General features: G+C 62.9%; 18 protein-coding genes and 1 tRNA gene. 5 read left to right on the top strand and 14 right to left on the bottom strand.

The window, feature by feature from the left end; genetic code table 11:
- Positions 1-90: 90 nt before the first annotated feature.
- Complete coding sequence (locus BRADO_RS15115; protein ID WP_041756538.1) at positions 91-1,794, bottom strand: Cache 3/Cache 2 fusion domain-containing protein; 1,704 nt, start codon at positions 1,792-1,794, stop codon at positions 91-93.
- Positions 1,795-1,919: 125 nt separating this feature from the next.
- Here BRADO_RS15115 and BRADO_RS15110 point away from each other — a divergent pair, with 125 nt between their 5' ends.
- Both BRADO_RS15110 and BRADO_RS15105 read left to right on the top strand, forming a co-directional pair.
- Complete coding sequence (locus BRADO_RS15110; protein WP_083794883.1) at positions 1,920-3,365, top strand: deoxyribodipyrimidine photo-lyase; 1,446 nt, start codon at positions 1,920-1,922, stop codon at positions 3,363-3,365.
- Positions 3,366-3,435: 70 nt separating this feature from the next.
- On the top strand, positions 3,436-3,717 hold the full coding sequence (locus BRADO_RS15105) for a hypothetical protein (protein ID WP_011926182.1): 282 nt from the start codon (positions 3,436-3,438) through the stop codon (positions 3,715-3,717).
- Between the two features lie 220 nt (positions 3,718-3,937).
- Here the strand turns inward: BRADO_RS15105 and BRADO_RS15100 are convergent, their stop codons facing one another.
- Positions 3,938-4,381: a hypothetical protein gene (locus BRADO_RS15100; RefSeq protein WP_011926181.1), complete on the bottom strand. Its 444-nt coding sequence runs from the start codon at positions 4,379-4,381 to the stop codon at positions 3,938-3,940.
- A gap of 208 nt (positions 4,382-4,589) precedes the next feature.
- Between BRADO_RS15100 and BRADO_RS15095 the strand changes: the two genes are divergently transcribed.
- The 3 genes from BRADO_RS15095 (at position 4,590) to BRADO_RS15085 (ending at position 6,380) form a co-directional block, all read left to right on the top strand.
- The gene (locus BRADO_RS15095) at positions 4,590-4,856 is read left to right on the top strand and encodes a hypothetical protein (RefSeq protein WP_011926180.1); all 267 of its coding nucleotides are present in this window, start codon (positions 4,590-4,592) and stop codon (positions 4,854-4,856) included.
- A 94-nt stretch (positions 4,857-4,950) separates the two neighbouring features.
- Positions 4,951-5,027, top strand: a tRNA-Arg gene (locus BRADO_RS15090).
- Positions 5,028-5,255: 228 nt separating this feature from the next.
- Entirely contained in the window at positions 5,256-6,380 is a 1,125-nt protein-coding gene (locus tag BRADO_RS15085; RefSeq protein WP_011926179.1) for an integrase arm-type DNA-binding domain-containing protein, read from the top strand.
- A gap of 135 nt (positions 6,381-6,515) precedes the next feature.
- On the opposite strand, the gene BRADO_RS15080 is transcribed toward BRADO_RS15085, so the two are convergent.
- The 12 genes from BRADO_RS15080 to BRADO_RS15025 form a co-directional block, all read right to left on the bottom strand.
- On the bottom strand, positions 6,516-6,740 hold the full coding sequence (locus tag BRADO_RS15080; protein WP_157872565.1) for a helix-turn-helix domain-containing protein: 225 nt from the start codon (positions 6,738-6,740) through the stop codon (positions 6,516-6,518).
- A gap of 526 nt (positions 6,741-7,266) precedes the next feature.
- Positions 7,267-7,980, bottom strand: coding sequence for a hypothetical protein (locus BRADO_RS15075; RefSeq protein WP_011926177.1), 714 nt, complete (start codon positions 7,978-7,980; stop codon positions 7,267-7,269).
- Between the two features lie 737 nt (positions 7,981-8,717).
- Entirely contained in the window at positions 8,718-9,740 is a 1,023-nt protein-coding gene (locus BRADO_RS15070) for a hypothetical protein (RefSeq protein WP_041756537.1), read from the bottom strand.
- Between the two features lies 1 nt (position 9,741).
- On the bottom strand, positions 9,742-13,941 hold the full coding sequence (locus BRADO_RS15065) for a hypothetical protein (protein WP_041756535.1): 4,200 nt from the start codon (positions 13,939-13,941) through the stop codon (positions 9,742-9,744).
- Entirely contained in the window at positions 13,938-15,047 is a 1,110-nt protein-coding gene (locus BRADO_RS33295; protein ID WP_011926173.1) for a MoxR family ATPase, read from the bottom strand. The genes BRADO_RS15065 and BRADO_RS33295 overlap by 4 nt, the downstream gene beginning before the upstream one ends.
- 10 nt (positions 15,048-15,057) lie before the next feature.
- Complete coding sequence (locus BRADO_RS15055; RefSeq protein ID WP_011926172.1) at positions 15,058-16,557, bottom strand: trypsin-like serine protease; 1,500 nt, start codon at positions 16,555-16,557, stop codon at positions 15,058-15,060.
- A gap of 9 nt (positions 16,558-16,566) precedes the next feature.
- Positions 16,567-16,890 carry a trypco2 family protein gene (locus BRADO_RS15050; RefSeq protein ID WP_011926171.1) on the bottom strand — a complete coding sequence of 108 codons (324 nt, stop codon included), beginning with the start codon at positions 16,888-16,890 and terminating at the stop codon, positions 16,567-16,569.
- A gap of 1,205 nt (positions 16,891-18,095) precedes the next feature.
- On the bottom strand, positions 18,096-18,248 hold the full coding sequence (locus BRADO_RS35005; protein WP_157872564.1) for a hypothetical protein: 153 nt from the start codon (positions 18,246-18,248) through the stop codon (positions 18,096-18,098).
- A 59-nt stretch (positions 18,249-18,307) separates the two neighbouring features.
- Positions 18,308-18,610 carry a LysR substrate-binding domain-containing protein gene (locus tag BRADO_RS15040; RefSeq protein ID WP_256374626.1) on the bottom strand — a complete coding sequence of 101 codons (303 nt, stop codon included), beginning with the start codon at positions 18,608-18,610 and terminating at the stop codon, positions 18,308-18,310.
- 107 nt (positions 18,611-18,717) lie between these two features.
- Positions 18,718-18,927 (bottom strand): hypothetical protein, encoded by a 210-nt coding sequence (locus tag BRADO_RS15035; protein WP_041756534.1) that lies wholly within the window; start codon positions 18,925-18,927, stop codon positions 18,718-18,720.
- Positions 18,928-19,119: 192 nt separating this feature from the next.
- Complete coding sequence (gene ccoG, locus BRADO_RS15030; RefSeq protein ID WP_011926167.1) at positions 19,120-20,565, bottom strand: cytochrome c oxidase accessory protein CcoG; 1,446 nt, start codon at positions 20,563-20,565, stop codon at positions 19,120-19,122.
- Between the two features lie 45 nt (positions 20,566-20,610).
- Positions 20,611-20,814, bottom strand: a complete 204-nt coding sequence (locus BRADO_RS15025; protein ID WP_009027996.1) for a DUF2892 domain-containing protein — start codon at positions 20,812-20,814, stop codon at positions 20,611-20,613.
- Positions 20,815-20,839 lie beyond the last annotated feature (25 nt).

Below are 20,839 nucleotides of genomic sequence, written 5' to 3'. Positions count from 1 at the left end.
GTTATGGATTCCGGGCTCGCGCTTCGCGCGCCCCGGAATGACGAGAGAGCGAGGGTTCGGATGGGTGTCAGCGCCATCCGGCCGGGCAAATCAAGCCGCGCGCATCCCGTCGAGGAACTTCTGCACCTCGGCCTTCAGGCGCAGGCTCTCGCCGGACAGCGCCTGGGCGGAGGCGAACATCCGGTTGGAGCTTTCGCCGGTCTCGCCCGCCCCGCGCGCCGCGCTGCGGATGTTGTTGACGACCTCGGCGGTGCCGCTCGCGGCCGAGCGGACGCTCTGGGTGATGTTCTGCGTGGCGGCGCGCTGCTGCTCGACCGCGGCCGAGATCGACGCCGCAATCTCGTTGATGCGCTCGATGGTCGAGCCGATCGCCTTGATGGCGTCGACCGATTCCTGCGTCACCGTCTGCATGTTGGCGATCTGGCTGGAGATCTCCTCGGTGGCCTTGGCGGTCTGCCCGGCGAGCGTCTTGACCTCCTGGGCGACGACCGCGAAGCCGCGGCCGGCATCGCCGGCGCGTGCCGCCTCGATGGTGGCATTGAGCGCCAGCAGGTTGGTCTGCTCGGCGATCGAGGTGATCAGCTTGACGACGTCGCCGATGCGGTTGCCTGCGTCAGACAGCTCCTTGATGCGCTGGTCGGTGGCGGTGGCCTGCTTGACCGCCTCGGCGGCAATGGCGTTGGACTCTTGGACGCGGCGGATGATCTCGGCGATCGAGCCGGAGAGCTCGTCGGATGCCGCCGCGGCGGTGCGGACGTGCTCCGACGCGGTCTCCGAGGCGCCGGCCGACTGTCCCGAGAGATCGGCTGTGGTGCGCGCGGTCTGTGTCAGCTGGCGCGCCTCGCGCTCGAACTCGCCCGACGAGGTCAGCACATTCTCGATGATGCCGCCGATGCTGGTCTGGAAGGAATCGACGAAGCGCTGCAGCTCGGCCTTGCGGTGCTCGACCGCCGCGATCGTGGACGCCGCCTGCTCCTCGCGCATCCGGCGCCGCTCGCTGGCGGCGCTGCGGAACACGACAAGGCTGCGGGCAATCTCGCCGATCTCGTCGCCACGGTCGTCGGACGTGATGTCGACGTGGTCCCGTCCTTCGGCGATGGCAGTCAGCGCCTCCGTCACAGCGCTCAGCGGCTTGGTCACGCGGCTCACGGCCAGCATCGTCAGCCCGAGCACGAGAAGCGCCGCGACGACCGCAGCGATGATCATCGTCTGCATCGCCTGCGACAGCATGGCGTCGAGCTCAGCCATCGGTACGCCGACATAGAGGATGCCGATCACCTTGCCCGCGGGATTGGTAACCGGGAAATAGGCCGTCATGAACGGCTTGCCGAACAGCACGGCCGGCCCCTTATAGGCCTCGCCACGACGCAACAGCGCCTGCGCCGGATGATCGGCGGCGAGTTGCGTGCCCACCGCGCGGTCGCCATTCTCCTTCTTCACGTTGGTGGAACGGCGCACGAACTGGCCGCTGTCGTCGACCACGAACAGGGTCGCGCTGCCGCCGACATACGACACCGCGCGGTCGACGATCGCATGATCCTTGATCTCCGGGATCGCCGGGACCTCGATGCGCGTGACGACGCCGTTCTGGAGGCTGACCTTGGCGTCCTTGAACGTCTCGTTGAACGTCAGGGCGAAGGTGCGCAGATTGCCTTCGATGTCGCGCTTGGCGCGATCGGCAAAATCGTTGGTGAGGGACCAGTAGGCGGCGCCCACCACGAGGGCCGTATTCAGCGCGATCACGACCACGGCGCCGAGCAGCGCCTTGGTACCGAGCTTCAATTTGACGGACACGTCAGAAAACCTTCCTGGAGAACTGCAACTGAATCTCAAAGTGCCCGTATTTGGTTTCCATCAGATTATTTTCCGGCCGGAAGAATACTGACATCACCGGAAAAACAGCAATAAGATACCTCAGAATGGCTCCCCCCCCTATCATCGTATGGTTTCGCGAGAGCCTGCGACTATCTGACCACCCGGCGTTGTATACTGCGGCACAGGCTGGCGGCCCCGTTGTTTGTAGTTACGTGTTCGATCAGGAGAGTCCGGGGCTTCGGCAACTCGGAGGAGCGACGCGATGGTGGCTTGCACAATCGCTGCGTGCGCTGCGCACTGAGTTGCAGTCGCTCGGCTCTGATCTGGTGATCCGCCGCGGGCCGGCGGCGCAGGTTCTCGGCCAGCTCGCACGCGAGACCAACGCCAGCGCAGTGTACTGGAACGATGTCGCTCAAGCGGGACCGCGCCGGGTGGCCGCCTCCGTCGAGGCCGACCTCGATCACATCGGCGTCGCGTCACGCGTGTTTCCAGACGACCTGCTGGTCGATCCGGCGACCATGAGCGGAAAGGATGGACGCGGCCCGCGCGTGTTCACGCCGTTCTGGAAGCGCGTGCTGGCCCTCGGCGATCCGCCGAAGCCGCTGCCGACACCGGCGAGGCTGCCCATGGTGCCGGACGTCACCGGCCTCACCGTGGATGACCTGAGGCTGGAGCCGACCAAACCGGACTGGGCGGGCGGCCTGCGCGCCACGTGGCAGGCCGGCGAGCGCGCCGCGCAGCAGCGCCTCCGGAGCTTCCTCGAGAGCACCGTCAGCGGCTACGCCGCCGATCGCGACCGCCCCGACATCGACGCCACGTCGCGGTTGTCGCCGCATTTACGTTTTGGCGAAATCACTCCGCGGCAGATCTGGCACGCCGCCCGCTTCGCGGCCGAGGAGCGCCCCGCGCAGGCGAAGGGGATCGACAAGTTCCTGAGCGAGATCGGCTGGCGCGAGTTCAGCCGCCACCTGCTCTACAACAATCCGGACCTCGCCAGCCGCAATCTGCAACCGTCCTTCGATCCCTTCCCTTGGGTTCAGGACGATGCTGCACTCGCCGCCTGGCAGCGCGGGCGGACCGGCTATCCGATCGTCGACGCCGGACTGCGCGAGCTATGGCACACCGGCAGCATGCACAACCGCGTCCGCATGGTGGCTGCTTCGCTGCTGGTGAAGCACCTGCTGATCGACTGGCGGCAGGGCGAACAATGGTTCTGGGACACGCTGGTGGACGCCGACCCGGGCAGCAACCCGGCGAGCTGGCAATGGGTGGCCGGCTCCGGGGCGGATGCGGCGCCCTACTTCCGCGTCTTCAACCCTGTGCTGCAGGGCGAGAAGTTCGATGCCAACGGCAGCTATGTGCGGCGCTGGGTTCCGGAGCTTGCGCGACTTCCTGCCGGGGTGATCCATCAGCCGTGGGCGGCCAAGCCGCTTGAGCTCGCCGAGGCCGGTGTCACGCTCGGACGCTCCTACCCCACGCCGATCATCGATCACAAGCAGGGGCGCGAGCGTGCGCTGGCGGCTTATGCGAGCTTGCGCACAAGTGATTAGTTGCGCTCGCTTTGACAGCCGGGAGAATCCAGCTATCGTCGCAAGGTTTCCAACACATCGGGGGACCGATATGGACGACACCACTCTGACCGACCCGACCGTCGCCGCACCGAGCGCACCGCCCGAGGCTGCGGCCGATCCGACCACTGCCGCAGCGCCGAAGGCGAAGCGGGCTTCCAAGAAGACGGCCAAGAAAGCCGCGAAGAAAGCCGCACCCAAGCGGGCCGCCGCCAAGGCCAAGAAGGTTGCGACCAAGAAGTCGGCCAAGAAGACCGTGAAGAAGGCAGCGAAAAAGACTGCGAAGAAGGCCACCAAGAAGGCGGCCAAGAAGACCAAGAAGGCCAAGCGCTAACCTGCTTGGTCGAGACCGACGGCGGGGTCGTCACCTGTCCCGAGGGTCTCGGCGAAACAATCCAGTGCCCGGTCATGGGGACGATCTGGCGCTGGATTGTTTCGTGCGTTTGTTCGGAATGGCTGCTGTCATGACCCGCTGCGGTCATGTCCGGAGCCCGCGCCTGGAACGGCCCTGATCGCGGCGTTGCAGCCTCTATAAGATGTGGGAGGTGCGCCGCTCACCAGGAATCGGGACAGGGATCGACGATCTTCCAGAGCTCGACGCCGTTCGTGATCTTCTTCATCTCGGTCGTCAGCCCGCCATTGCGCCGGATCCAGGACTTCACCGTCTCTGGATAGAACGACATCAGCTCGGTCGTCCCCTCGATGCTGGTGACCTTGATCCCGAACGTGAATGCCTTGTCGTAATAGGCCTGATGGAACCCGATGCTCGCCCTGGGCGTAACGCAGATCCTGTTCAACGGCACGATGCCGAATACCAGGGTGCAGGCCGAGTTGCAAATGCCGTCGATGATGACACGCTGGCGCGTATCGCGGATGTGCCTGTACTTGGCCTTGTACTCTTCGATATACCCGCCATGATCGCGTGTGATGTGCAGATCGGCATACGCCGGGGTCGCGGCGATCAGCGAAAGCACGACGCATGGGAGCAGGCGGTTCATGGATCGGACGGGAAACCCGGTCTCAACTCGGCTCGCGGCGAGGCCCCACGGCCCGACGGCATCCGCGATACCTTGTCACAGATGTCTTAAGCATGCGGAAAAGGCCAAAATTTTGACAAAACGGCTGTTCTTGCGCATCCTTTGAGCCCTTGTCGGGTTAGAGAACCGGCCCGTTGGCCGCCCTACCGCTCCCTCTGGAGACAAGAACATGAGCAAGCTCGCATTGTCGGCCGCTGCCCTGATTGTCGTCGTTGCGGCCCTGGCTCCCGCCGCTGCGGAGGCGCGCAGCCATCACCGTTACCATCACCATCGCAATCACCCAGGCTTGCCCTACGCGATCAGCTACCTGCACAATTACGGTCCCGGCCCACTGCCCGGCACCTTTGCGTTCTACGACGGCCCGTCGACCAATCACTGCTACCAGAGCTCAGCCGCCTATATCGGTCAGGACCGTCGTCGGCATCCCTGCTTCTGACGCCCCTTGGCATCGCCACCATCGCAACTGGCAATGCCGTCTTGGGCTGGTCTTGGCTGACCAAGTCTGATATCCGGATCGAGATGGTCAGCACGCGCTCGTAGCTCAGCTGGATAGAGCATCGGATTTCGATTCCGAGGGTCGGGAGTTCGAATCTCTCCGAGCGCGCCAAGCCCGCCTTCGCCCCCCTTCACCCGCCATCGCCGACCATCACCGAAGCCCACGATAAGCGCTTGTCAGATCGTGGTTTTTCGTAGTTTGGGAGACTCCAGCGTACGATCGGCGGTCGTCGGCTAACTCCGCCAGACCGTCCATTTGGCCATCCCTCGATCTGAGTTAGAATCCCCCTCACCTGAAACGCTGCATTTTTCGGCGAGGGACAGGAGTTTCGAATCTCCCATGCAGTTTCTAACTCAAAAGCCCGAGATCACCGCCAAGAACTATCTCTCCGTCGGGCCCGGCGAATACCCGTGCGGCAACACCCTCTACCTGATCGTCACCCCAAGCGGCGGCCGCCGCTGGGCGTTCCGCTACCAGCGCAACGGCATCGTCAAGAAGATGGGTTTTGGCTCGGCCAAGGAAACCGGCCTGAAGCTCTCCGAGGCCCGGGACAAGGCGATTGACGCTCTGCGGCTGCTAGCGAAGGGGACCGATCCGCGAGAGCACCGTGACGTCGAGAAACGCCGCATTCAGGGATCGCGCCAGTTCGGCGAATTCGCCGAGGAATGGCGGCGAACCTACGAGATCGGCATGGGGCACAAGGCCGCCAGGGCAAAGCTGAAGCGCATCGTGCAGGTCGTCTGCCGCCCGCTCCACAAGCACTGGGTCCACGAGATCGAAACCGCCCATGTCGTCAACGTGCTCATGCCAATCTGGCAGCAGCCCGAGACCTCCCGCTCCGCTCGCCAGATCATCAAGAAGATTCTCGACGCGGCGATCGCCCACAACCTGCGACCGAAAGACAACCCCGCTGACTGGGCCAGCCGACTGCAACCGATCATGCCCAGGCAGCGGCGGCGTGGCACGATACGGGGCGGCCACAAGGCGATGGACTACCAGGACCTGCCGGCGTTCATGCACAAGCTCAGCGCCATCTCCACGCAAAGCGCGCGGGCGCTCGAGGTCATCATCCTGACCCTGGGACGAACCGCCGAAGTTCAGAACATGCGCTGGGCGCAACTCGATCTCGATAACGGAGTCTGGGATCTTGGCTTTCTCGGCACCAAGAACGAGCGGTTGAAGCGTACGCCGTTGCCCCGGCAGACGCTGACCTATTTGCGCGAGGCTTACGAGAGCCGGGTCAATGACGAATTCGTGTTTCCCGGGCGCAGTTTAAAGCGGCCGATGAGCAACATGACCATGCTGAAATATCTCAAGGAGCTCACCGGAGACGACTCCCTGACAGTGCACGGCTTCCGCACGACGTTTCGAACCTGGGCGCAGGAGCAAACCCACTTCGAGGAGGAAATCGTCGAGCATTGCCTGCACCACATCACGGGCGATGATGCCGGAAAAGGCCTATAAGCGCGGCGAGGCCCTGAAGAAGCGACTGCATGTGATGCAGACATTCGCGGACTTCGCAACGCAACCACCAAAGAGCAATGTGACCCCGATGAAGGTCGCCTGAAAGTTCAAACTATCCCTGCCCCGCCGAGGATGTCACCGCTCGGGCTGCTTGGTCGCCTCGGGCAGGCTTTCCAAGAAAGAGGCCAGATCTGCGCGCGTGATGATCGTCCGCGTGCCGTACTTTCGGATTCGCAGCCGCCCTTCTTTGATGGCCTTGTAGAGGGAAGTCTGTCCGAGCGAACACAGTACGGCAGCCTCAGGAACAGTGAGGCAGAGCTTGTCCGCAGCGTTTCGAAGCATCGGTTCGCGCTTTGGCATCTTGGGTTGTTCTCGCTTCATTTGATTGCCGCGGCGACATCGAAGGCACGCAGATCCGACGGATGATGGCGAAGCTAATGCTTGGCAACATCTGAAATCCCCTAGGCGGAGTTTCGGATACGATGTCGCATAATTGGGATAGTTGGGAATTCTGGCTGAATTGAACTGGCAGCGAAGCGCGGATGCCGAGACCAGCTAAGAGGGCAGCCGCAGTGTCAACATCGTGTGGCGACTGTTGCCCCTTTGCTGCGCCTTCGGTTCCACAGCTCTCCAAATCCTTCCGGAAGTCGTTGGAGTGGCTCAAAGCAGACCGCGCGGATTAGAGCCCAATCCCTTCGCTTCAGTCTCCTGCGCCCGCTCTGGGCCTTGCAGCCCACGTTCACGAGCAGGCAGAGATCAGGACGATACACGGCATAGCTTCCGGTTCGGCCCCCTGGACCGCCCCGCCGGCTTCCCCCCAGCGGTTTGGAGCTTCGTCACGTCACTGCACCCAGCACAATCTGGGCGGCCCCGCGAGTCGGATCGCTTACCTGCCCTTCGGCCGACCGCCACCCAGCAAATGTCGGTATCGGGTCCGGAGCTCCATGATCGCAAACCGATCGAGCTCGCCCCGCCGGTAGCGTTGAAGCAACTCGTCCCGTGCCGGGTCCGGAAGCGCGACAATCAACTCCCAACCTTCAGCAGCATCGTCGAAAAGCTCGACAATCCTCGGATCGAGGCAGGCGTCATCCTGGAGCTCGGCCATCTCATCGTGCGCCGTGCCGACGACGTCAGGCCAACCATCGAAAGCGCGTGCTCCCAGCAGATCAGGTCTGTTTTTATATCGTTCTTTATAGGCAGGTCCCTCAGGGCCCTGCGGTGAGTCTTTATACGCAGGTCCCTTTTGGACCCGCGGAGCCGCAGGTCCCTTTCGACCCCGCGGACGCGCCGACTTATCCACAGGCGCCGGCACGTCACGGACGACGTAATCAATCTCACCGAACCGATGTCCGTCGACAATTCGTTGTGCTTCGCGTGTGACGTAGCCGGCGGCGATCAACTCTCGGAAAATACGCTGCAGCTTCTTGCGGCCGACCAGGAGGGTTCGCCCGATATGATCGAGGCGGACATGCCAGTTGTGGGGGCGCGACAAGAGATAGCCGAGGACACCCTTGGCCTGGACAGAGAGACGGGTATCCGCGAAGACCGCGTTCGGGACGATGGTGAACTGCGCCCTGTGCACGCGACGGACGATCGTCACCGGCGGGTGACCGTCCAGATGAGCTCATCCAGATCGGCGCGAGCTTTAGCCGCCCGACGGCACCCTGCCCCTATGGAACGGCGTGCGAAGCTCACGGGAGGATACGCCGGATTCAGGAGCTTGCAGGACCTCGCATCGGTCGGAGCGCGCAACTCACTCGGGCAATGGCCGCACGGCGACATAGGTCGATTGTGTCACAGCAACTCCGGGCCCGCATATCGCCGAATCTTCGCTGTGCTACGCCGCCATGCGATCGACAGGTCGCGGGGTTCTGAGAGATGGCGAGAGGCGCCAACCGCAATGAGCGTCGCCAGTGCGAGGCTCGCCGTGAACCGCATGCAGTCCCGCAAACCGGCCGCCCGTCCTCAGGCCGACTGCCCCTCAGAGAGTCCGGCCCCGTTCTCTTCCAGGCCTTCTCCCACCCGATCAGTGCCGACTGTGATCTGGTAGCACAGACTCCAGGCGGCGTTCTGTATTACCAGAGCTTGCAATGCGGGGCTCGCCGCCCTCCGCAGCCTGCGCCGCCTTGACGAGACGCCTGACCTGTCGTGCCGTGCCGGCCAGGGCCTCGGCGTGACCTTCTGGCAGATCATTGCCCGGTAGGTCGATCCGATCCCGGCCGGCTGCGACGCGCTGCCAACGATTCTGACCAACACCGGCTGCGACCCTCAGTTTCTCAACCTGCCAACGGGACGGCACGACGTCGCAACCTCGGCCGAGAGAGATCTCTTTGGCGCTCAACCAGCACCTTTGAGCTGCTCAACCGGTGGTTTGGTGTCGGGCTGCAGCTGCGAGGGAGTGCCGAGCACAGCAAGAATGCCCGCGCCTGACAGCAGGAGCAGCAGCAGGACGATGGCCCAGGCCACCGGGACCGCCGGAGCCAGCGGAAACTGCCGAGGCGGCCGGCCGAGCGGCGTCCACACGCCCTCGGGCGCCTCGTGCAGCACAGCGTCGGCAAATTGCGCAGCGCGGTCTCGCAACGCCCCGGCGGCGGCGTTGAATTCGCGGGCGCTGCCATTGTCCTGGATTGGTGCCTTGCCTTCGGCTGGTGCCGACGTCGGGCCGACCTCCGATCTCACCAAATGGAGCTTGAACTCAGGGCTTTCGACCAGCTCGTACAGCGACCAGAGGCGCGTGACATGAGCCTTGAACGAACGCACCAGCGCGAGGAATTGCTCGCCCAGTTGCTTGCCGGTCGCGGTCTCGATCGCCTGTCGCCGTTCCGTATCGAAGAAAAGCTCGGCAAGCCGGATCGGCGTAACGAGCCATTGCTCCGGCGGCGATCGGTTGCGCGCAACAATCCCGATGAAGCGATCGCCGATGAACACCGGGGACCCGATCGTCAATTCAGGCTCTTCCGCCGTAATAAAATCCATGCGCCGGTCCGAGCCCTGAAAACTCAAGATGTATCCCGCGACGGCTCCCCCTTCGTCGGCGCGAAGCGCCACGGCTTCGGTAAAATCGATCGGTCGCTCAGACAGCACTTCGCTGGCACTATCATCATCCAGGGACGGCCCACCGATGCCCTCGATCGCCAGCAGCGACACGCGGCCGCCAATGCCGGTGCGCGACGCCAGCAGACGAACCGGCCGCTGCATGCCGTCACCGAGATCAACCGACTCCGGCTGCCCCAGCTTCTCATCCTTCGTAGCGATCAGGATCAGGCTCGGCCGAAATCGATAGCCAATGCTTGCGCTTGAGGCATAGTGCACGGTGCATTGACCGCGCACGAAAGTGGGGGATGAGACCGAGGATGCCATGTCATGCCGCCTTTGGCATCGGCGCCTCGGCCCTTGCATCGACGGCACCGCTCGCGACGGAGGGCCTGAATGCGAGCATCACGCGCCAACCGAACAGCGCGAAGGCGAGATCATCGAACCGAGACGTTAGAACATCGATTGGCCTGGGATAGCTCATCGCGACTTTAAGATCCCAGACGTTAAAGGCTAACGCGAGCTTGCCAGAGCCGGACAATAAGGCGGGAAGGAATTCACCGCCAAGCAAAATGGCGGCGGAGAGCAGGACGCCGCGCCAGCCGAGGGCCATGCCGAGCATGAAGATCAAGGGCTGGAAGACTGCTGCGCCGATCAGGCCATCGAAGGCTGTTCTTCCCAGCGAGCTGCCGCGCAACTCGGCATGGCTCAGGACAACACACAGCAGCAGGACGCCGGCCAGCGCGCTCGCCACATTCGCGGTCTCTCCGTTTCGACTCTCTTCTCGCTGAAGGGCACGGGGGAGCTGCCAGTGAAAGAGGTAGCCTCCAAGGAGCAGGAACGCGAGCGGGGTCGTGATCTCCGATGGATGAGTGAAGCCGAGCGTCAGATAAACTGGCCATTCGACGGCTGACATCGGATTGGTGCCTATCAGTCGATCTACAGAGAAATTGACAGCAAATGTCACGACCGCCACGGCGAGTAGTACGCCGGTGACTGGAACCTTCGGAATGCGCGATGCGCCCAACAGAAACAGAACATAATAGAGGGCGAGCTCGGCCGATCCGCTGCCGCTGGGGTCCGACCCGATCGCGAACTGGTAAGTGCTTCCGAGCAGCAGGATGATTGCCGTCAGCTGGATCGGCGCCAGCGAGGTCGCGAACAAGACGCGTGTGCGAAACGTCGGATCGGCAAACAGTCGATGCACGAGCAGCGCCGTCAGGAATATGCCAGGACTGGCGATGGTCTTCAGCGGGGCAAAATCGAGATAGAGGAAAAATGGCAATCCGCCGATGATGACGGCGGGCCATGACGCCGTCCCGAAATGGCTGCCGAGCGCCGCCGCCGCTGGGATGAACAGAAGCGGCGCGCCGAATGTCGTTCCGAACAGAGCTCCCTGAACCGTGAGGAGCCCGAGCGGTGGGATCGCGACCAGCCATAGCGGCGGCGCATACACCGCCGCAAATGCGCGCCAGGGCGATGCGCTGGCGGACGCTCCGTTCTGGCGCGCCTCGGCGTTGGCAAGGGCGGCCATGATCGCCGCGATCGCACCGGGCACGAACAGGAACTGCACGGCGTGGCCGATTGCGGCTCCGATCTGCCTCACCGGCACGCTAAACATGCGGTAGTTGCTGCTGGCGAAATCATTGGGGGAGCTATCGGAGAGCACGCCGATCAGCAGACCGGCCGCAAAGACAGTCACCATATAGACGAGCCCGCCGCGAACCACCGGGCGGGAGGTCAGGGCATCGGGTCGCACCAGCGCAAGCAATGTCAGCACCAGGCAAAGGCCGCCCGACGGCACGTAACTCGACCACAGTCGAAGGGGTGTCAGGTGCTGTGGCGCCCTCGATGGCGCAGAGGGTACATCGAACATTGCATTTGCGATTGTGGCTACGAGAATACCGACAATACCGAGCGCGGCGATGATGAGAAACCGGGTCAGGCGGATGCGTCGCAGCGTCACGGCCGCGAGCATCGCGCCATAGACCGCTGTGATGATCCCAATGTGGACCCACGATTGGAGCGACAGAACGTTTTCGAAATCACCAGGGCGTACGAGCCATTGGAGCAACAAGACGACTGCCACAGCAGGAAAATAAGAGAAGATCCCACCAAGAATTGCGCCTATCAACATGAACACCAGTGGAAGATTGACAATGTTGCTCAGGATAGCGGCTAGAAGTGTTACGCCGATCGCCGCAACGAGAATGCCATCGGTCGACTTGTTCGCGACATCGATCATCACGACCGCATACAGGACGCCGGCCAGCAGGTAGAGAAAGGTCGACAGATCACGGAACGGCAGCAGTTGGTCCAGAGGCTCAATTTTGGCAGGGACCAAGGCGAGCACAAACCCTGGCAATAAGAGACTTGCCATAGCCGCCCGAAAGAGATCGTTAGGTGCTACGTCGACGATCACAATCGCTTGCGTCACGAGCAAGAGCAGAACCGATACGACATTGGTGATCGTAAGCCACGCTCGCCAGCGCTCAAGATAAGCTGCGAGATGCCAGGTGATGATCGAAGCGGCGGAGCCGGCCACGATTGATATCGCGCCTGGCACCCCGTCAATCGTCCGGGTTTTGCGAAGCGCAACGAGCTCCGGCGCATAGACGAAAGCCAAAACCGCGAGTCCGAGCGCCACCGCGCCGGCAATCCATTCTGGGTCGAGAAAGCCCGGACGTAGCAGCCGGCGCAGTACGTCCGGGGCGCGCAGGTCGATGTCGCTGATCTCCTCGCCGCGTTGCGACTTCAGGAAGATCACATCGCGCAGGGGCGTGCTCGGATCGCTGGCGACGTGGCGGCGCAACAGTCGCGCGAAAGCTCCCGGCTCATAGGCAATCGGTGTATCGTCACCTCCCTGTTGCGGGAGCCCCTGCGCCAGCCAGAGATCGTAGAGCTGTCGCGCCTCCTCGCGCCGTTTCGCCGACAGGCACTGAACCAGGTCGAGACGAAGCCAGTCCGGAAGACGGCCGAGCCGCATCCACGGCAGCCACGCCAGCGCGCCAAAGCTTTCTTCGTCGAGCAGCGGATCGCCGTTGCGTCGCTTCAGCATCAGCCCCATGTGCAGCGTGAGATCGAGGCGGACATCGGGGAATCGGGCGAGCACGCAAAGCAGTTCGAACGCCGCGGCGGGAAGCTCCGCCGCGATCGCATCAATGATCTCCTCGCGCTCTTCCGGTGCGGGTATCGGTTCGTCATGGTGCCAGGCGAGGCTGGCGTGGATGTCGCGTCGGACCGCGCGGCACTGTGCAGCAGGCAGCCGCAAGGCCGGGCTTTGCAGCTCGGCATTGCCCGCAAGCTTCAGCGCGAGCTGCGCCAGGCCTTCCGGCGTGGCCGGCATCACCAGCAGGCCGGCTTCAGCCAACACCTGCTCGCGGCGCGACCAGCGCGCGAGCGGCACTGGCGTCAGCAGCACCGGATTGGCCCAGGCCAGCAGCTCGAGCGCGTAGGCGTTCGCTGCGCCCGTCAGCGGGTCGATCAGCACATCGCCGTCGCTGACCAGAAGGATGGTGTCATCGCCATGGCGGCTGAGGACATCGCCAAGCCCGAGCAGGCGACGGGTGTCGCCGCGCAGCATGCGTGGATCGGTCGAGAACACATAGACCGTTGCCGCCAGTCGCTCGGCGGTCAGTCGCGCGGCAAGCGCGCGGCCGAGCGCGGCAACATGATCCTTGCCCGAAAGCTGCTCGATGAGCACCGGATATTCGGGCAGCATCGGCCGCAGATCCTGCACCAGCGTCAGGAAACCGCCGGCCTTTGCGGTCGCACAAGCGCTTTGCGCAAAGTCGTATCCCGCCGAGGGGGCGAGCCGGTGTGCGCGCATCGCCTGCAGCGGCCGGCGCAGCTCCGGCGCACCGAACAGCACGAAACGGTCGGCCGACGACTCGGCAAGCGAATGTCTTGCCTTTTCGTCCGGCGCGTCGCGCGTGCGTGCCCGTTGCAGCACGACCGGGCGGCGGCGGTACCAGCTGTAGAACATCAGCCAGAAACCGATCGGAACGATCGCAAAACTCAAACCCTGTGAGAGCCGCATCCATAGCCAGCTGAAGTCTCTGGTCAGCGGTTGCACGGCGGTCCTGGGATCGGAAACAGGAGGAGGGTCTGGGGAGACGCGAAACCCGAGCGCATAGGCCAGCGCGACGAAGAGGCCGATCATGCCAAGCAAAATTGCGCCGGCGACGAACGGGTTCTTCATCAAATTCGCGCCGGCGCCTGCCGGATCTTGCTCGGCAGGCGGGAGCGTTGGTAGCGGTGCCGGCGGGACCGGAGCGGGGATGAAGAGGCTCTCGAATTCGGCCAACAGCAGTGGCAGTACCGCCTGCTGCGCCGCGTTCGTGCACACCAGCGGCGCGAGCCATCGCGTCGCTTCTTGAGCCGTGCGCGGCTTGGTGCCGCGCCGGCCGAGTTCGTCGAGCACGGCGCTGACCCGCAAGGCCTCGCCGGTCCCCAGACGCAGACCGCGTTCGCGCAGGAAGGTGCACAGCACCAGCGGATCGTCGAGCCAATCCGCCCTGGCCGTCACGGCTTTGCTGCCTGGGCGCGGCTCCGGGCCGGGTCCGCGGCCCAGGCATCGATGATCGTCTTGGCTCTGACGATATCTTCCGGCATCTTCGCGAGTGCGCTCAGCTGACTCTTGAGTTCGTCGACGTGGTCGCGCAAGTCTGTCGTGGCGACAATCTTGGGGTTCGCCTTGAGCAGCCGGAGCGAGTTCAACAATTCGGATGTGCTCGGCGGCTTGCGCAGCGCCTTTCGCAGGTCATTGAACAGCGTGAGCAGCTGGTCGAGCTGGTCTTCGTCGGAAAACACCAGGCCGCCGAGGCGGCTTTCGATGATCCGGCGCAGCATGTCGTTGTCGGGAAACTCGATGTGGTGGAAGGCGCAGCGCCGCAGAAATGCCTCGGGCAGGCTCTTCTCGCTGTTGCTCGTGATGAACACCACCGGTCTTGGCGCCTTCTCGGGTGGATCGACGCGCAGGCCTAGCTCCGGGATCGCGAACGAGAGACGTTCGAACTCCTCGAGAAGATCGTTCGGCGCGTCGCGCGGCGCCTTGTCGATCTCGTCGATCAGCACGACCCAGCGTTCCTGCCTCGTCCAATTCGTCGCATGAGGCAGCAGCATCCGTGTGGTCGGAGCGCCGTCGGGACGACCCGGACGTTTGCCGAAAATCTCATCGAGAACCGGCTCGTCACCGCTGAGCGGACGCCCGGCCCTGTCGCTGAGCGGAGCATCCGGACCGCAAGAGCGGATGATCGCCTCGCCAAGCGGTTGGAACTCGACATAGGCGATCGTCGGCTTGGTCATGCGCTGCGGTTGCGCGTCGCGAAAGCGTCCCAGCTCGTCGATCCGATAGAGCAGATCGGTGCGGCTGGTAGAGGATTTGACCTGCATTTCGAGATAGCGTCCGTCGAACAATTCGTCGGCGACCGCGCGGGCGAGCGTCGTCTTGCCGGTGCCGGGCTCACCCGTGAGCAAAAGCGGCTGGCCCAGGATCATCGCAACGTCGACCGCAGCCTTCAACGCGGGGCTCGGGATGTAGCCGGAGCTCTTGCGGAAGTGCGGTTCAATCGGTTCGGGAAGCTTCGGCTCCTTAGTTGCGGACCCAACGCCTGCATAAATCGACTCGACCATCGAAAGCCCTCTATCTCGCCATCCGACGCACTTTACGGACGACCGTCTTCAGGTCGGAAGCTGTGAACTCTCGCGGGCCGCCGAGCATCTGGTCGAGCTCACTCTCGAGATCATCCTTGATTTGCGTCGCCTCCGCGGCCAACGCCGGCACGATTTTGGGAACTCGACGATCGATCCATTCGCCGAAATCGATCCATTTGCAGGCGCCAAGCTCAGCAAACGACGGCAGCGCAACCTCCTTCGCCGGCGTAATCTGCTTCAGCCACGCCTCGATCTGAGCGCGCGTTGCATCGGTGACCAGGAAGATGTGCAGCGGCGGACGTGACAGCTCGTAGACCGCAACAGATTCGAGAAACGCGAGCCAGGCGCTCCACAACACCGCGCTTTCCGCCGTCAGCTGCGTTGGCGAAAGCTCCGAGACGAAGAAGTGCGGGCGGCTCTCGTCACAAAGACGCTCCCTGAACGCAGCCGGCTCGACAGGAACCTCACTGCCATCCTCGTCGCACAGAACATTCCAGAGCAGCGCGCGCAAGGTTGCGAGACCGTTGGTAACGTCGACCTCGCTGCTGGGCCAATTTATCGGCTTGAATGGCGATGTCTCGCCAGGCCTCAGCTTGCGCAGTTCAGGGATCGTCACCAGCGCGAAGCGGTCAGCCAGGTCGATCGGCCGATGCCGGGCGCCGCCATAGATCAGGCAGCACAACGGCCGAACCCGCCTGTCGTCGAGCAGCTTTCGATACGCGGTTCGAAATGCGCTGTCTTGTGGATCGCGATCGACCAGGCAGACGAGCCGGCCCAGATTGAGGTTGGATTCGGCGGCGCCTTTGGTCGAAATCGCCGCCTGTGACGCGGCAACGCGTTGGCGGAAATCGGGATCGCGAAGAGCGGCATCGAGGCGCATCGCGCTGAAATCGTCCATGCCGTCCACGATCTTGACGGTCAGCACAGCAATCAGCTGGCCTTGCGAGAACACCGCAGCGCCCGACGCGCCCTTCCATTCTTCGTCAGACTTCGCAGGCCGTCCCTTGTTGATGTCGATCGTATAGATGTTCTGCTTGACGCCGGTGGCGGGCGCGGCTTCTCCGAACAGCTGTCTGACGTCCCGATTGTCGCTGTTTCTGATCGTCATCAGTCTCGGGAAACCGGCGAAGCTGATTTGGAGCATCTTGTCGCGCGGCAAGCCGTCCGTTCCGAAGTGGATCGGTTGTGCAGCCTTCTTGGTAACCGGGTCCGGGGTGATCTCCAGCAACGCAATGTCGAGATCGGCAAGCTCCTGCCATCGCGCGGGCGGCGGCCAGATCAGCTTGGCCTTCTGAAATGGAAGGCGCGCATTAAAATGCGCGATGGTCCTGATATCGATGTCGAGGTCATCAGGAGGCGACCGGGTCAAGTCCGCAATCACATGGCAAGCGGTCAGCACGAGATCAGGCGCGATCAAGTAGCCAGACCCATATCCGGAGGTGGTCTTGCAGCGAACCTCGGTGAGACACGTCTCGATATCGCCAGGCATTGCCGCGTGCTACTCTGGCATTTTGCCAACCGTGTCGCGAACCATGAACTGATTGCCGTCCTTGTCGACCGGCGTGAGCTTCAGCTTGAGCTTATGGCTGCCGGCCCGCTCGACTTCGCCTTTGGCACCGATCTCCAGGACCCAGAATTTCACGCCGGCATTGGCGCCGCCCTTGTAGGTCATTCCGACGCTGAGCTCGAGCTCGACCGGGTCAAGCTTGAACCGCAGATCCTGGTTCTTGCCTTCCGATACCGCCTTCAACAATTCTGACCTGAGGTCGGCGATGGCCTTGGCGAGTGGAATACCAGACTCGGTTTGTTCATCGGCGCTCATGGTGTCTCCCCCGCCGCAAATGAATGTCTCAAATTTCGTGAATGCTAATCTGAGGTTGTGGCAATGCCAAGTCGAAAAATCCGACACCTCCCGGCCTCAAGATGTTACCTAGGCCGAACCGATATTCGATCCCACGCTTCAGGGCCACAGCGTCTGTCAAATGTGGCGGGCGACATCCTCTCGGCCCGCGGCCAGCGTCCGGGGCAGAGAACATGGAGCGCAAATCTCTTCGGTTGAGCTAAGTGAACTCGGCGAGGCTCGAATGAAGATTAGGATCGGCATTGCCCGTCTTTGAAATCGACAACGAGAGCTTGCGCTCTCAAGAAGCATCCACAGCGCTCCGCACACCGAGCTGCCGCCCGAGAAGGACGAGACCATTAGCGACGCCAACCCAACAGACGAAGACGCCCCCGAAAGAAGGGCTGCCAAGCCGTAAAAAATCGATTTGTGTTGTACTGGATGAGCATGCCGACGGATCAGGTCGCATTCCCAAATTCTCGATTTGATCGCAAAGTCAGAAACTTACGGCAAGTGGAGGCACTACTCCGCCGCACTTTTCGATGGCAATGCCTCCACCGCCCCTCAGCGATCACAACGACGCACCCGGTCTGAAGATACTTCGGGCGGCCGGCAATTGCCCTCTCGTTCACAAATCTGCAACATTTAACTTCGGCGAAGGAGAGTCCCCATGGAGCCTGCTCGAACACACTGCAAACGAGCGCAAACGCCTGCTGAAGGTCTGGTGCGACGAACTGGCCCACTGCGAGCGGCGCGAAATCGAATTCGTCGCCACGATCGCCACCAGCGGGACGCCGAGCTGGAACTGCTAATGGGAGAATCTTCAGGCCAGTGCGTGTCCGAGCGGCCGGCAGCTCTGTATCGTCTGACCGCTCTCATCTCCCATTGGACCTTCTCTCGGTCCATCAAGCGGGGCTTGCCGGACCTCGCATTCGTCGGTGTGCGCAACTCACTCTGGCAATGGCCGCACGGCGACATAGGTCGATTGTGCCACAGCAACTCTGGGCTCGCATATCGCCGAGTCTGCGCTGTGCTACGCCGCTATGCGATGGACAAGTCCGCGTGGGTCGTTGATGCGACAGGCGTCGATCGCAATGAGCTTCGCGAGTGCGGGGCTCGCCATTCCGGCGAGCCGTCTACCAAACCGGCCGTCCCGCGCCGACTCCCCCTCAGAAAAGCCGGCTCCCCTACTCTTCCAGGTCTTCTCCCACTCGATTATCTTGCGCAGCACTAACGCATTGATCCCAAATGCTTTTACCGACATGCCACATCGGCACGCCGATGGCGAGACCGACGATTTTCTTTGGTCTTGATTCCACAGGATTATTTTGCGGGGTCATGACGAGCTTCTCTTCATCAACTATCGTCTGCTATTGCCAGCACAGCGACAAGTCGTTTGTTAGTTCCGTACAGAACAGCGCATCACCGCGTCGACAGTGTTGACCGAAAATCGCGGCTTGATCGGCACCGCGTCTTCGCCGGCGCCACTGCCAAACGTCCAGCTCCGATAGGTCTGCAAGCCTTCGAAGGCGATGCAGTCATGATCGCACAGCGCCTCAAGGTCGGCGGGCCTGCCGCGGCGGGCAAGGTCGTCCGGACTGGCGCTGAGGATCCAGCGCACGTGCCCGACCTGACGGCTGATCAGTTGGCGGTCGGGCATGCAGCCGATGCGGACCGTGACGTCGACATGCGCGTCGATGATATCGATGATGTGGTCCGCCGCGGGAGCGCTTCACGATGTCTCGCTTCCGGCCCCCGACCGAGGCGCTGTTTGATGCCGTGAACGCCTCCAGTCCGGCTGCGCACCCGTCAGGCGGTGCGGCCCCGTCCATTACGGCCGATCTTCGCCGCGACGAGATAGGACAGAGGCATTGCGACCACAAAGCCGACCAGCGCCGCCAGCGGCAGGTCTTTCATCGGGCTCGCGACCAGCCCCTGCACCGTCAACAATGCCGTGATCGCACTGCCCGCCAGCACCGTGCCCAGCATCACCCAGATCAGAATTGCGACCTTGAACATCTGTTCTTCTCCGTCATGAGGAAACATCGATCCCTTGACGCCCCGATGCTCTGCCTGCCGTCTTTGCGCATCATTGATCTGGAACAAGCACGACAGACAAAAGAGGGAGGAGCGGATGCTCCTCCCTCTTTTTTCATCAGCTACAAACTACGCGACAGATGACGTTGCCTCGCAACTGCTCGATCGTCAGCGTCATCGCGTCGGCGGCACGAAGTGATCGCGCTTGCTCACGGACGTTCCGGTAGCCGGATCGGTGATCTTGATTTCGATGTCGACGGGAGTCGAGGGAAGATCGGCGCCCTTGGCCTCGATCGACATCCGAATCTCCCGCGTCTGGTCCTGGCCGACATCGATCATCATGCGGCCGTCCTGCTCGCGCACCTCGCCGGCCACGGTGACCTTGGCATTCGGCAGGCCGACGACGTCGAGCACGAAGTCGCGTGCGCCGCGCTTGTTGAGCAGGCGTACCGTGTAGTCATTGCGCACGCCGCCATCCGACAGTTGCACGAACAGCGGGTTGCGCTCGTGCAGCACGTTGATGCCCATGGTGCCCCGCGTCGCCAGCGTATACAGCATGATGCCGCCGACGATCGCGATGAAGCTCGCATAGATGATCGTACGCGGCCGGATGATCCGGTAGATCTCCGGCTTGCCTTCCTTGCGGCGCTGCACGTTGATGTCGGTGTCGTAGCCGATCAGGCCGGTCGGGCGTCCGATCTGCTTCATCACGGTATCGCAGGCATCGATGCACAGGCTGCACTGGATGCAGCCGAGCTGGATGCCGTGCCGGATGTCGACGCCGGTCGGGCAGGCATTGACGCATTGATGGCAATCGACGCAGTCGCCGGCCGGTTCGCCCTGCAGCCGCGCCGCCTCGGCCTTCTTGACCGACATGCGCGGCTCGCCACGGTCGCCCTTGTAGGTGACGTTGAGCGCCCATTCGTCGGTCAACGCCGCCTGGATGCGCGGCCAGGGGCACATGTAGATGCAGACCTGCTCGCGGGCGTGGCCGGCGAAGACGTAGGTGGTCGCAGTCAGGATGCCGATCCACAGATAGGCGGTGAACGGCGCCTGGAAGGTGGCAAGTTCCGTCACCAGCGTCGGCGCGTCGTCGAAGTACAGCACCCAGGCGCCGCCGGTCCACCAGCCGATCATGATCCAGAGGAAGTGCTTGAGCGCGACCTGGCGGATGTGGGTGAAGGTCCAGCCCTTCTTGTCGCTCAGCATGCGTTCGCGCCGATCGCCCTCGACCCAGCGCTCGACCGCGTAGAACAGGTCGGTCCAGACCGTCTGCGGACACAGATAGCCGCACCACAACCGCCCCGCGACCGCGTTCATCAGGAACAGGCTTACAGCGGCAATGATCAACAGGCCGGTGAAGTAGTAGACCTCCTGCGGCCACAGCTCGATGAAGAAGAAATAGAAGCGACGGTGCGGGAAGTCGACCAGCACCGCCTGGTTCGGCATGCCCGGCCCGCGGTCCCAGCGCACGAAGGGCAGCAGGTAGTAGATGCCGAGCGTGATGCAGAGGATCGTCCACTTGATGCGCCGGAAGCGGCCGTGCACAGCCGCCGGATAGACCTTGTCGCGCGCCTTGTAGAGCGGACCGACGATATAGGTTTCGTCCGAGTCAGCCATGATACCCCCGCTTCATCTTCATCTCGCTCTGTTTTATCGGCGCGCTCAGGAGAATGCGTTGCCGCTGCGCAGCCCCAACTTCTTGAACACGATCGCCGCCGGACAGAAGCCGGTGAACGAGGCCTGGATCATGTTCACGCCGGCAAAGGCCGCGAGCAGGAACCAATATGGATTGACGTACCAGCCGAGCGCGAGGCTGAGCAGGACGACGAACCCTGCGAAGGTGAGAACTGCTTTATCGACGTTCATGGCATGGTCCCTCATCGTTGCATTT

It is taken from the genome of Bradyrhizobium sp. ORS 278 (assembly GCF_000026145.1).
Classification (GTDB): Bacteria; Pseudomonadota; Alphaproteobacteria; order Rhizobiales; family Xanthobacteraceae; genus Bradyrhizobium.
Note: the sequence above shows the minus strand (reverse complement) of the source record. Positions and strands in the feature narration are given on the sequence as shown.

Excerpts from the sequence above, each read along its gene's own strand:
- BRADO_RS15110 (WP_083794883.1), top strand. The coding sequence starts at position 1,920 with ATGGCTCCCCCCCCTATCATCGTATGGTTTCGCGAGAGCCTGCGACTA.
- BRADO_RS15105 (WP_011926182.1), top strand. The coding sequence starts at position 3,436 with ATGGACGACACCACTCTGACCGACCCGACCGTCGCCGCACCGAGCGCA.
- BRADO_RS15100 (WP_011926181.1), bottom strand. The coding sequence starts at position 4,381 with ATGAACCGCCTGCTCCCATGCGTCGTGCTTTCGCTGATCGCCGCGACC.
- BRADO_RS15095 (WP_011926180.1), top strand. The coding sequence starts at position 4,590 with ATGAGCAAGCTCGCATTGTCGGCCGCTGCCCTGATTGTCGTCGTTGCG.
- BRADO_RS15085 (WP_011926179.1), top strand. The coding sequence starts at position 5,256 with ATGCAGTTTCTAACTCAAAAGCCCGAGATCACCGCCAAGAACTATCTC.
- BRADO_RS15080 (WP_157872565.1), bottom strand. The coding sequence starts at position 6,740 with ATGCCAAAGCGCGAACCGATGCTTCGAAACGCTGCGGACAAGCTCTGC.
- BRADO_RS15070 (WP_041756537.1), bottom strand. The coding sequence starts at position 9,740 with ATGGCATCCTCGGTCTCATCCCCCACTTTCGTGCGCGGTCAATGCACC.
- BRADO_RS33295 (WP_011926173.1), bottom strand. The coding sequence starts at position 15,047 with ATGGTCGAGTCGATTTATGCAGGCGTTGGGTCCGCAACTAAGGAGCCG.
- BRADO_RS15055 (WP_011926172.1), bottom strand. The coding sequence starts at position 16,557 with ATGCCTGGCGATATCGAGACGTGTCTCACCGAGGTTCGCTGCAAGACC.
- BRADO_RS15050 (WP_011926171.1), bottom strand. The coding sequence starts at position 16,890 with ATGAGCGCCGATGAACAAACCGAGTCTGGTATTCCACTCGCCAAGGCC.
- BRADO_RS35005 (WP_157872564.1), bottom strand. The coding sequence starts at position 18,248 with ATGACCCCGCAAAATAATCCTGTGGAATCAAGACCAAAGAAAATCGTC.
- BRADO_RS15035 (WP_041756534.1), bottom strand. The coding sequence starts at position 18,927 with ATGTTCAAGGTCGCAATTCTGATCTGGGTGATGCTGGGCACGGTGCTG.
- ccoG (WP_011926167.1), bottom strand. The coding sequence starts at position 20,565 with ATGGCTGACTCGGACGAAACCTATATCGTCGGTCCGCTCTACAAGGCG.
- BRADO_RS15025 (WP_009027996.1), bottom strand. The coding sequence starts at position 20,814 with ATGAACGTCGATAAAGCAGTTCTCACCTTCGCAGGGTTCGTCGTCCTG.